Here is an 11,799-nt window from a genome sequence, read left to right on the forward strand (position 1 = left end):
ACAACATGCACCCCCAAAAGTGAGCCAAAAACAGATAATCTGAAACCATGTTTTCTGGTTTTTACGGCTCCCCCGTGTCACGCAGGCGATTCCTCACCACAACAGCTGCCGCCGTCCTCGCGGCCGGAACGCTCGCCGGCACCACACTCGTCACCGGAACAGGCACTGCAGTCGCCGGAGACGCACCACACCCGAAGACATTCCTCCGCACCGGGCAACCCGGTGAACAAGGTCTCTTCCACTGGGGCGTCGCCACCTCTGGTTTCCAGGTTGAAGGCGATAACCGCGACAGCAACTGGAGCCGCTACGCCACCGACCCGAAAGATCCCGACGTAGACCCCGTCGGCAATGCAGCAGACTTCCGCCACCGCTACAAAGAAGACATCGCCAACGCCGCGTCGCTCGGCGTCAACACGTTCCGGTTCGGCGTCGAATGGGCCCGCATCGAACCCCAACCCGGGCACTTCGACCAGAAAGAAATCGCGTACTACGACGACGTCGTCAAGGAGATCCGCGCTCACGGCATGGTGCCCATGATCACCATGATGCACTACGTCTACCCCGGGTGGGTCGAGGACAACGGCGGCATCACCAGCGACTACGCCGCGGAGCACTTCCAGAAATATGCCGATCTCATCACCGACCGGTGGGGAGGCAACAACACCATCTGGGTTACCCTCAACGAACCCTTCGTATTCTTCGGGCATGACGTCGAAATCGGGCTCGCCAAACCCACTGGCCTTCCCAAATACATGGACACCATCGTCCGGCTCAACAAAATTGGCCACGACGCGGCGCACAAAGCCGACCCCAACGCCCAAACAGGCACGAACTACGCATTCCTGCCCACCATCGCCCCTGTGCAGCGCGAAATCCTGCAGAAACGCGTTGAGCCCGACGTCGACTTCGTCGGCATCGACTTCTACTACAGTGTCTCCGCCTCCAACCTCAGCGCGATTAACGCCGCGTTCGGAGACTTCGCCAAGGTCACCCCGGAGCCCGAAGGCATCTATTACGCGCTCCGCCAATACCACGAACTCTTCCCGACGAAACCGCTGTACATCGTGGAAAACGGTATGCCCACCAACAACGGCGCACCGCGGGCCGACGGGTACGAGCGCGGAGACTACCTGCACGACACGGTCTACTGGCTCCAGCGCGCCAAGGCCGACGGCATCCCGCTTATCGGCTACAACCACTGGTCACTCGTCGACAACTACGAATGGGGCGACTATAGCTCACGGTTCGGCCTATGGACCGTCAACATCAAAGACGACCCCACGCTGAAGCGCACACCAACCCCCGCCGTCGACACCTACCGCGACATCACAGCCAACGACGGCGTCCGGCCCGACGCGAAACTCAACCACGCCCCCGCCGTGTGCTCCTTCGACGCGCTCCCCTCGTCATGCACCAAGCCCGCCGACCCGAACGGGCCGCGCGAACCACTACTAGCTAAATAACAACCAGCCAGGCGTTGGTCCTGGCCAGCTCACCCTGGCGGTATCGGCTTGTGCCGCGCTGACCTGACCATCTCGAACTGGGCCGCACCGGCCAAACCTCCCGTCCTCCCATCCTCCCATCCTCCTGAAAGCGACAAACCCCATGTCACTCACGCATGCCCTTGCGACCAGCGTCGCAGGCGCCCTCGCCGCAGCGTTGGTTTCTATATCCCCGGCACCTGCACTCGCTGGTGACGCGCAGACCGCAACGCCAGAACCGTCCCACTACCTGAGCAGCGCGCCCACCGTCGAAAAGTTCGACTGGGGGAACGACCCCACCTGCGTGCCCGCGCCCGAGCACCCCAACCCCGTTGTCCTCGTCCCCGGAACGTGGGCCGGAGCGCATGACATGGCCCCACTGGGGACCTATCTGCAGGGCCACGGTTACTGCGTGTATTCCCTCACCTATGGCATAGATAACAGCTCGATCAGCGGAAAAGCCATGGACATCAAGGGAACCATCACCTCGCACCCAGCAGGTGGCCTAGGAGACATGTATGCCTCCGCCGACCAGCTACACGACTTCGTGCACAACGTCGCCACCAATACCGACGCCGGGGCAGCCTCCGGGAAAGTTGATATTGTTGCCCATTCACAAGGCGGAGCGATAACCCGCATGATGCTCAACGAATACGGCGCCGAGGAGGTCTCGCACGTCGTCACCCTGTCCGGCACCAACCACGGGACGACGGAACTTGGCGTTTCCGCTCTCCAGCCGAACCGCGACCCACTGCTGAGCACCGCGGGCAACAACATTCTGGGAACAGCTCCGATGCAGCAAGTCACTGACTCTGACGTCGTTGCGCATCTCAATAGCATCCCGGACACCGAGCCTGGGGTCGACTACACAGTCCTCGCCACCGAAACCGACATCGCCTCCACGCCACCCCGGGCCGGCTACCTCACCGCCGGTCCCGGAGCGACCGTGCACAACGTCATGATCCAAGACGTGTGCCACGTCGACCTCTACTACAGCCACGACGACATGCGGGACAAAGCCCCGAGCCACGAACTTGTCGACAACGCGCTATCTGAGCGCCCCGTGCAGTGCACGTCATAAAGACTTCACCGTTTTCTTAGTCGTTGACTTCTTCGACGTCTTCTTGGACGCTTTAGCAGTGGACTTCCGGCCGGACTTCTTCGTCGACTTCTTCGCGCCTTTCTTCGAGGACTTCTTCTTCACTCCACCATTAGCGGCTTCCTTGGCCCGCCGCTCCGACAACAACTCACACGCCCGGGCATCCGTCATGGCCTCCGGAGTATCACCACGCCGCAAGCTCGCATTGGTCTCACCATCCGTCACATAGGGACCAAAACGCCCCTCCTTGACGGTCATAGGCTTGCCCGACACGTCATTGTCGCCCAGCTGCTTCAGCGGAGGCTTCGCCGCAGCACGCCCACGGCGCTTCGGCTCAGCATAAATTCGGCGGGCCTCATCGAGAGTAACAGTGAAAATCTGCTCCTCATCAGCCAGAGAACGTGAATCCGTTCCCTTCTTCAAATACGGCCCATACCGGCCATTCTGAGCAGTAATAACCTCACCATCCGACGGATCCACGCCTACTTCGCGGGGCAAACTCATCAGCTTCAAAGCCTCATCCAACGTCACCGTGGAGGGCTCCATGCCGCTAAACAACGACGCCGTCTTCGGCTTCAGCATCTCCGTGACCAGCTCGTTGACGCGCTTCTCGCGCTTCTTCGCCGCCGTTTTCGTCTCACGGTTCAGCGGCTTCTTACCCTCCGCCTTGCGGGCTTCATCATCGGCATCCCACTCGGCGTCGACGGTCTCCAAGGCCTTCGCCTCGGCCTTCTCGCGCTCATCGTCGCGGACCAGCTCCGTGACGTACGGGCCATAGCGCCCCTCCTTCGCCACGACCATCCGACCGTTGGCGGGGTTCTCCCCCAGCTCACGGCCCGTCGGAGGCGTCGCTAAAAGCTTCTCCGCCAACGCAAGGTCCAGCTCATCCGGGGTCACCGTGTCGGGCAGATTAGCGCGCTGGGGCTCGTCGCTGCCCGCTGGCGTGCGCTCCAGGTACGGCCCATAGCGGCCGACGCGCACGACAATCGGGTTGCCGTCCTCGTCGTCGAACATGTGAAGCGAGTTCACCGCGCGGGCATCGATGGTCTCCAGGTTGCCGCCAACAAGGTGCTTCAAGCCACCCAGGCGGGCAATCGTCTCCGCCTTTGCGCTCGAAGCGCCGTCGTCGCCATAATAAAAGCCCTCTAACCAGTGCGAACGATCCTCGGAACCATTCGCGATAGAGTCCAGTACATCCTCCATCGACGAGGTGAAATCGTAATCAATCAGCGAACCGAAGTTCTGCTCGAGGAGCCCGACGACGGCGAACGCCACCCACGACGGCACCAGCGCATTACCACGCGAATACACGTAGCCGCGATCCTGGATCGTCTTAATAATCGACGCATACGTCGACGGACGACCAATGCCCAGGTCCTCCATCTTCTTCACCAAGCTCGCCTCAGTGTAGCGAGCCGGCGGAGTGGTCGAGTGGCCATCAGCCTCGACGTCCGTAGCAGTCAGGCCCTGCCCCTCAGCCAGGACAGGCAACCGCTTTTCCGCGTCGTCGGCTACATTGCGGCCGTCGGCAGTGCGGGATACCTCCACGTAGGCCTTCAAGAAGCCGGGGAAGGTGATGGTGCGGCCCGTCGCGGTGAAGACGCAATCGCGGCCATCCGTGGACTCGCCCGCCACGAACACCTTCATCGACGTGCCCTTCGCGTCGGCCATTTGCGACGCGACCGTCCGCTGCCAAATCAGCTCGTAGAGCTTGAATTCCTCCGCGTCCAGCTGGCCACCCAACTGGCCCGGAGTGGCAAAGGACTCACCAGCAGGGCGAATAGCCTCGTGAGCCTCCTGCGAGTTCTTCACCTTGCGGGAATACTGACGCGGGGCACTCGCCACATACTTCGCCCCATAGAGCTCCCGGGCCTGCGCGCGAGCAGCATTGATGCCCGACTCCGACAATGTCGTCGAATCCGTGCGCATATACGTAATATGGCCGTTCTCGTACAAACGCTGCGCTATGCGCATCGTCCGCTCAGAGGTGTAGTGCAGTTTCCGGCCGGCCTCCTGCTGGAGCGTCGACGTCATAAATGGAGGATACGGACGTCGCGTATACGGTTTCTCTTCAACAGACCGTACTGACATCGCCGCGCCGGACAACTGGCCGGCCAGATCCTTGGCGGCTTTCTCATCGAGAGCCACGGCCTTCGACGTCAACTGGCCATTGTCGTCGAAGTCCCGTCCCTGTGCGACGCGCTGACCATCGATTTCAGCCAACCGAGCGGGGAAGGAGCGTGGTTCGCCCGACGCGGTGGCGGCGCCCGCGGTGGAGGAACCCGGCGTACCAGCGTCGGCACCCGAACGAAGAGCAAACGTGCCCGTCAAATCCCAATAATCAGCGGAGGTAAACGCGATACGATCCCGCTCACGTTCCACAATGACGCGGGTAGCTACCGACTGCACGCGACCAGCCGACAGGCGAGGCATCACTTTCTTCCACAACACCGGCGAAATCTCGTAACCATACAATCGGTCCAGTACACGACGGGTCTCCTGGGCATTGACCAGGTTCTGATCCAGCTCACGGGTATGCTTCGCCGCTTCCAGGATCGCCGGCTTCGTGATCTCATGGAACACCATGCGGCGCACCGGCACCTTCGGTTTCAAAACCTGCAAAAGGTGCCATGCAATAGCCTCACCCTCGCGGTCGGGGTCTGTGGCCAGGTATAGCTCATCAACCTGCTTCAGCTTCGCTTTGAGGTCCGCAACTTTCTTCTTTTTGTCCTGGTTAACCACATAAAGGGGAGCGAAGTCGTTCTCGACGTCGACACCCAAACGAGCCCACGGTTTCTTCTTGTACTTCGCAGGCACATCGGCTGCGCCCCTCGGCAGGTCGCGGATATGGCCCACGGAGGCCTCCACAATGTAATCCGAACCGAGGTACGGCTGTATCTTTCGAGCCTTCGTCGCCGACTCCACGATGACCAGCCGTTTCACACCGTCTCCTCCGGCGCTACCAGATGCTGCCACGTTGGGTTCTCGCCTTCCCTTCACACAAGCCCATTAAATTGTTCCGAACCAAAGCTAGGCCACACAACTCACCATGAACTGACCATGACAGACCGATCCAACCACCGAATCGCGCATGAACCCACATGGCACAGACTGGGCACCACCGCTCCAGGTAAGCAACACGATATCTACTTAAACATCGCAACTGGGTGTTTCCGTGCCACCTTAGACCATGCACCGTAGACAAACGCAAAATTACATATGCAAACCACGTAAAGGGGGTGAAAAAAGCCCTTCCACCGATCACAACCGGCGGAAGGGCTCATTTTTATAGTCGACATCGCACGCCATCCGTAATGGCGGTGATCCGGTGAGGACTTACTTGTGAGTTCTTAGAGAGCGCGAACCTGCTGAGCCTGAGGCCCCTTAGCACCTTCACCAATCTCGAACTCGACCTTCTGGTTCTCCTCCAGGGTGCGGAAGCCGCTTCCCTGGATCTCCGTGTAGTGGACGAAGACGTCCTGCGAGCCGTCTTCCGGAGCGATGAAGCCGAAGCCCTTCTCCGCGTTGAACCACTTCACAGTTCCCTGTGCCATACCTTGTACCCAATTTCTATCGTGCAGCAAAACGACAACCAAACTCAACGATTATCGTCGAAGACCAAGCGTACTCGATCTATGTCAATGCGGCTACGTCTGACTACCGGCGGTCATCATTTCCAACGAAATGTGCAGGTCAAGGTGGGGTTGTACGGTTCACTGATCACGTACATTCTCACATATCCTCCCCATTGATCATCATTTTCACTATACTCAAAGACACTTAATGTAGCCATGCTGAGTAAATGGCCTGGACCTCTCCCCATCCACCCGAAAGCTCCCCCATGACAACACACCACAACCCGCTCGCCCGCTTCAACCGCCGTCAGTCCCCGCACCGCAAACCTGGTATTCCCGGCACCACCCCGTCAAGAACAATCACCACCACTATCATCGCTGCGGCGCTCACCCTCTCCGCATCCGGCCTCGCACAGGCCGGCCCCTACCCACACCCCACACCGCAGGATTCAGCAACCCCGCCGACCACGTCGTCGGATACAACGAAGCCCCAGGAGAATCCTGCGGCTCACAAGGCGGAGTGGGGCCCGTGCCCGCCGGGCAGCATGACAGTCGAACGCGCACAATGCGCCACCATCACCGTCCCCAAGGATTACAACAACCCTAACGTCGGAACCATCGAGCTCACCATGAGCAAAATCTCGGCCAAAGGAAGCAAAAAGGGGACTATAGCAGGGAATATCGGTGGGCCCGGGCTTGACGCGCTCGCGATGTTCACTGACAAGGCGCCACAAAACAAGAGCGCTGGGCATATTCAGATGCCTACCGACGTCCTCGAGCACTATGACCTGGTCGCCGTCGAACCCCGAGGGCTGACCTTTGGTACACCACTCGAATGTGACGAAGGCTTGCTCGAGTCACTCGTTCCCGGCGGGGGCAATCTGTACCGGGCGTGCCAGCGTACGCAGCCCGGGTACGTCGATACCATCACCACCGAAAACACGGCGCGCGACCTGGAGGAAGCGCGGAAAGCCCTGGGTGAGGACAAGCTCAATCTCTACGGGGTGTCCTACGGGGGCCTTCTCATGGCGACTTACGCCACATTGTTCCCCGAGCACACCAACAAAATGGTGCTTGATTCCAGCATGTCGCCTAATGACGCGTGGTTCGGGCTCGGTGGGAGCCGAATAAGCATCCGGAAAGAAGCGATCAACGCTTTCTTCGATTGGATTGCTCACAATGACGATAAATATCACTTAGGAAAGACACCTCGCGAGGTGTACCAATCTTTCACCCGGGTAATCAAAGCAACATATAACGCGACCCCCCCACTGACACCCCCACCCGCCAATCGCGACGACGTGAGCGCCGTTCCCGATGACTACGCCGATAATGCCGTCAAGCTACTCAGCGCCGTCGACTATGCCTACTGGAGATCACACACCTTCACCGAATCTTTTGACCTTCTGAAACGATTCGGCGCTCAGCAAGCACTCTCTCCGCTGACTGAAGCTCTGTATTCCCAGCAATCGTGGCCAGATACCGCGGCCGCAATCGCAGAAAGTGCCTCCACGGATCCCGTTAGGCCACTCGATGAAATCTTGGTAGAGAAGGAAAAGGAGCACATGCCTGAGCTTGCCAGGTTGGAGGAAATGGCTAAGCAGAACGCAGAGGAAGCAGATAACCCTGATGCGGATGAAAGCGATGCTGAGGATGAGACGCTAAAGAACCTCTTTATGCAGTCGATCCAAATGGGGTTGGTGAACCAAACCATCATGTGTAATGAAAATGCCAACCCTCCAGCCCGGAACGAATATATTCCTGCGCTAATTAATCAGTACACCGGTGGGGATCAATTTGTCGCCGTGGACCAGATGATCGCCAGCGGCCAACAGTGCGACGGGTGGCCAAATAACAAACCAATCATGAAGGTCAACGGGGATAAATTGGCGGTCAAGCCACTCAGCCTGGGCTATGACAAGGACACGGCGGTGACACCTCATGGCGCTCCCGAGATGCGTGACGCCATGGGTGGCAGTTTGCACATGTTCACGGGCTACAGCCACGGTGTTCTTGCCGGTAACGCGGCTGATGCGGCGAATGTCGTATCCGAGTATTTCAGAGACTAACGGCCGAAAGACTTGAGACCGCACGGTTTTCCAGCAAGGCTGCCACGTCGCGACCCCATGGAACAATGTGGTTGATTCGTAGCGCTAAGATGTAGCTCGCACATCGGTGTAGCGTGCGTTGATGTCATGCGCGCATCGGTGTAGCGCACATTATCTTTATCGCAGTTCAACGACGATTGTCGTGCTAGTGAAAGGCATTCCCTTGCTCCCCTCACTCCGGCGGATTGCAGCATCGGCCACATCAGTAACCATCGCAGGTTTGGCTGTCATTTCCGCATCTTCAGCCACTGCAGCTGCTCAGCCCACCCGGCCGACCTCACTGTCGAGTTCATGCCCCGCGAATGCAACTATCTACATGGCGCCGATGGGGACAAACTCCAGCCTGTACCCGGCAGAGCTCCCTCACTACACCGATATTCCGCAGTATTTCGGGCTATCAAATGCCAATAACAAGGTCTATACGCTGCCCTACGATTCCGTCTTAACTACCAATCTCAAGACTTATCGGGAAACTCGTGATAGTGGCATATCGCAGGCGAAGAAACTTATTAAAAAAATCGACTCCCAATGCCCGCAGACGCGCTTCCATTTCTACGGATATTCTGAGGGAGCCGATGTTGCTGCTCACCTCGTCAATTCCATTGCGGAAGGGAACGGCCCCATTAGCAAAGGTCAGCTGGGATCCTCAGTCATGCAAGGTAACCCCGTTCGGCAAACTAATGGGGTTACTAATATCGGAACCGCTCCGCTAGACGACAAACCTCTTTTCAAGCCACTTGATTATGGTGACCAATCAAGCAAGGTCATGGAGATCTGTGACGCCAAGGACTTTGCGTGCGATACGTCCGCATCGGCACCTGAATTACTCCACCACGTTCTCGGCGACCAAGCGGCTGACGTCGCCCTGCTCACAGGGCAGATAGATATTCCCGCGATTGTTTCTAAACTTGATCCCCCTACGATTACCAACCTTATTGCCCAGGCACCCAGCCGCAGGGAAGGCGGATCGGTCCACAGCTACAACTACTATCTCCCGCAGAACCTGATTCCTGCCATTAGCTTTATCAAACAGCACGAGGCGTAGCACATAGAAGTGGTGGCACACCCTAACAGTTTCGGCGAGGAGCTCCTGGAGAGCATCCGCGCAACATTCCCCCGATCCGAAATCCTGCATACCGAGACTCTCCCGGCGCGCAAAGGGCGGCACGGGGATTGGCCGTCGTGGCTACCCCGGGATTTCCGCGACCACCTCGCTGACCACAGCATTTCCCGGCCGTGGGCCCACCAGGTGCGCGTCGCCAATGCTCTGTGGGAGGGGCATGACACGGTGGTGGCCACGGGCACCTCGTCGGGAAAGTCCCTCGGTTACCAGATGCCGATTTTGGCCACTCTTGCTGGGGAAAAGAACGCGACCGCCCTGTATCTCACCCCGACGAAGGCGCTCGCGAATGACCAATTGGTTCATGTGGCGGGGATGACACGTGAGGTTGGTTCCCTCCGCGGTGTCAGTATCGGTGGGTACGACGGCGATACTCCGCCCGAGGCCCGGCGCGCTATTCGGGATAGTGTGCAGTGGGTTTTCACTAATCCGGACATGGTGCAGCTGTCGGTGCTGGGGGCGCATGCGCGGTGGGGGCGTTTGTTGCGCAACTTGCGGTACATCGTTGTGGATGAGTGTCACGCGTATCGCGGGATGTTTGGCGCCCATGTTTCTCTTGTTTTGCGACGTCTTGATCGCCTGGCCAGGGCGTATGGTGCCTCTCCGGTCTTTGTGATGGCTAGTGCGACGGCATCGCGTCCTGCGGTTCATGCGTCTCGGTTGTGTGGTCATGATGCTGAGGGGTTCGTGGAGGTCACTGACGACGCTTCTCCCGCTGGGGAGCGGGCGGTGGTGTTGTGGGAGCCGAGTTTCCTTCCCGACGTGGAGGGCGAGCATGGGGCGCCTGTGCGCAAGCCCGCGACGCAAGAGGCTGCGGATGTGATGGCGAATCTTGTTGCGCAAGGTGCTCGGACCTTGACGTTTGTGAGGTCGCGTCGGTCGGCTGAGACGGTAGCTGCCCGGGCGTCGGAGGCCCTTGGACGATTGGGTCGCCCCGAGGATGCTGCGAGGATTGCAGCTTATCGTGCTGGTTATCTTGCGGAGGACCGCCGGAAGCTTGAGCATGATTTGGATAATGGCAAGCTGCTGGGTGTTGCGACGACTAACGCGTTGGAGCTCGGGGTAGACATCGGTGGCTTGGATTGTGTTGTGGCCTGCGGTTATCCGGGGACGATTGCGTCGTTTTGGCAGCAGGCGGGCCGTGCTGGGCGTCGGGGGCAGGGGTCGCTGGTCACGCTGATTGCCCGCGATGAGCCGATGGATACGTATCTTGTTCATCACCCCGAGGTGTTGTTGGGGTCGCCGGTGGAGCAAACGGTGTTTAACCCGCACAATCCGTATGTGATGGTGCCTCATTTGTACTGCGCGGCGGTGGAACGTCCGCTGACCGATGAGGAAATCGACCAGTGGGGTGCGTGGTCGAGTGCTGAGTATTTGCGCGACGCTGGCCTGTTGCGCCGGCGACGGCGTGGTTGGTTTGCGGTGGAGAGGCCGATTGAGGCGTTGAGCGCGCCGGATGATGCTTCGGCCCGTGGGGCTGAGGCAGCTGGCTTGGGTGCTCTTCTTCCTCCCAATATTTCCCCGGTTAACGCGCATTCGGTGGTGAGTATCCGCGGCGACGATGGTGGTGATGTCGCCATTGTGGAGGGCGATACCGGCCGGCTGGTGGGCGTGATCGATCAGGGCCGGGCCATGAGTCAGACGCACACCGGCGCTGTCTATCTGCACCAGGGCGATAGTTATGTCGTGGATGACCTCAGTGTGGACGATGGCCTGGCCCTGGTTCACCGCGAGGCTCCTGCGTGGACAACCTGGGCTCGGGAAAACACCGACATTCGCGTTCTTTCTACTCTTTCTTCCCACGAGTTGGGCGATGGCGTGTGGTTGGCCTTTGTGGAGGTTGAGGTCACTCACCAGGTTGTTGACTACATGCGGCGGATGCCTAGTGGCGAGGTCCTCGATGTCGTATCTCTTGATCTTCCTGAACAAACATTGACGACGACGGCCGTTGCGTACACGGTGGAGCCCTCCACCCTTCGCCAGTGGGGTGTGGAGGAGCGGGACTGGCCGGGCTCGTTGCATGCCGCTGAGCACGCTGCCATCGGAATGTTGCCTTTGATCGCGACGTGTGACCGGTGGGACATCGGCGGCGTGTCCACTGCGCTGCACCAAGACACTGGCTTGCCGACGGTGTTCGTGTACGACGGGTACCCGGGCGGGGCGGGTTTCGCCGAGTGCGGTTACCGACGCTTCCACGAGTGGATTACAGCAACAGCGGAGGCTGTCGCCCATTGCGAGTGTGAAAATGGGTGTCCTTCCTGCGTTCAGTCGCCCAAATGTGGGAATGGGAATGAGCCTTTGGATAAAGCCGGCTCTGTGCGGGTGCTCCGAGGATTGGAATCGCTGGGTAAGTGAGGCGGTGGGGGTGAGCGTGTGAGCGAGAGCCGATGAGCGGAAGCCGGTGAGTATGCGCCTT

General features: G+C 59.3%; 7 protein-coding genes. 5 read left to right on the top strand and 2 right to left on the bottom strand.

Annotation, left to right across the window (positions count from 1 at the left end; translation table 11 throughout):
• The first annotated feature begins 47 nt into the window (after positions 1-47).
• The gene (locus tag JMN36_RS04150; RefSeq protein WP_221923904.1) at positions 48-1,463 is read left to right on the top strand and encodes a family 1 glycosylhydrolase; all 1,416 of its coding nucleotides are present in this window, start codon (positions 48-50) and stop codon (positions 1,461-1,463) included.
• A 142-nt stretch (positions 1,464-1,605) separates the two neighbouring features.
• Entirely contained in the window at positions 1,606-2,562 is a 957-nt protein-coding gene (locus JMN36_RS04155) for an esterase/lipase family protein (protein WP_221923905.1), read from the top strand.
• On the opposite strand, the gene topA is transcribed toward JMN36_RS04155, so the two are convergent.
• Complete coding sequence (topA, locus tag JMN36_RS04160) at positions 2,557-5,556, bottom strand: type I DNA topoisomerase (protein WP_236881694.1); 3,000 nt, start codon at positions 5,554-5,556, stop codon at positions 2,557-2,559. The two genes, JMN36_RS04155 and topA, sit on opposite strands and share 6 nt — an antisense overlap.
• A gap of 374 nt (positions 5,557-5,930) precedes the next feature.
• Positions 5,931-6,134 carry a cold-shock protein gene (locus tag JMN36_RS04165; protein WP_046203272.1) on the bottom strand — a complete coding sequence of 68 codons (204 nt, stop codon included), beginning with the start codon at positions 6,132-6,134 and terminating at the stop codon, positions 5,931-5,933.
• A 287-nt stretch (positions 6,135-6,421) separates the two neighbouring features.
• Here JMN36_RS04165 and JMN36_RS04170 point away from each other — a divergent pair, with 287 nt between their 5' ends.
• The 3 genes from JMN36_RS04170 to JMN36_RS04180 all read left to right on the top strand — a co-directional run bounded on the left by JMN36_RS04170 (position 6,422) and on the right by JMN36_RS04180 (position 11,738).
• Positions 6,422-8,224, top strand: a complete 1,803-nt coding sequence (locus JMN36_RS04170) for an alpha/beta fold hydrolase (RefSeq protein WP_221923906.1) — start codon at positions 6,422-6,424, stop codon at positions 8,222-8,224.
• A 187-nt stretch (positions 8,225-8,411) separates the two neighbouring features.
• Positions 8,412-9,308, top strand: coding sequence for a cutinase family protein (locus tag JMN36_RS04175; protein WP_221923907.1), 897 nt, complete (start codon positions 8,412-8,414; stop codon positions 9,306-9,308).
• 12 nt (positions 9,309-9,320) lie between these two features.
• Positions 9,321-11,738: a DEAD/DEAH box helicase gene (locus JMN36_RS04180; protein WP_221923908.1), complete on the top strand. Its 2,418-nt coding sequence runs from the start codon at positions 9,321-9,323 to the stop codon at positions 11,736-11,738.
• Positions 11,739-11,799 lie beyond the last annotated feature (61 nt).

Origin of the sequence: Corynebacterium pseudokroppenstedtii, assembly GCF_019754945.1 — a bacterium.
GTDB classification, from domain to species: Bacteria; Actinomycetota; Actinomycetes; order Mycobacteriales; family Mycobacteriaceae; genus Corynebacterium; species Corynebacterium pseudokroppenstedtii.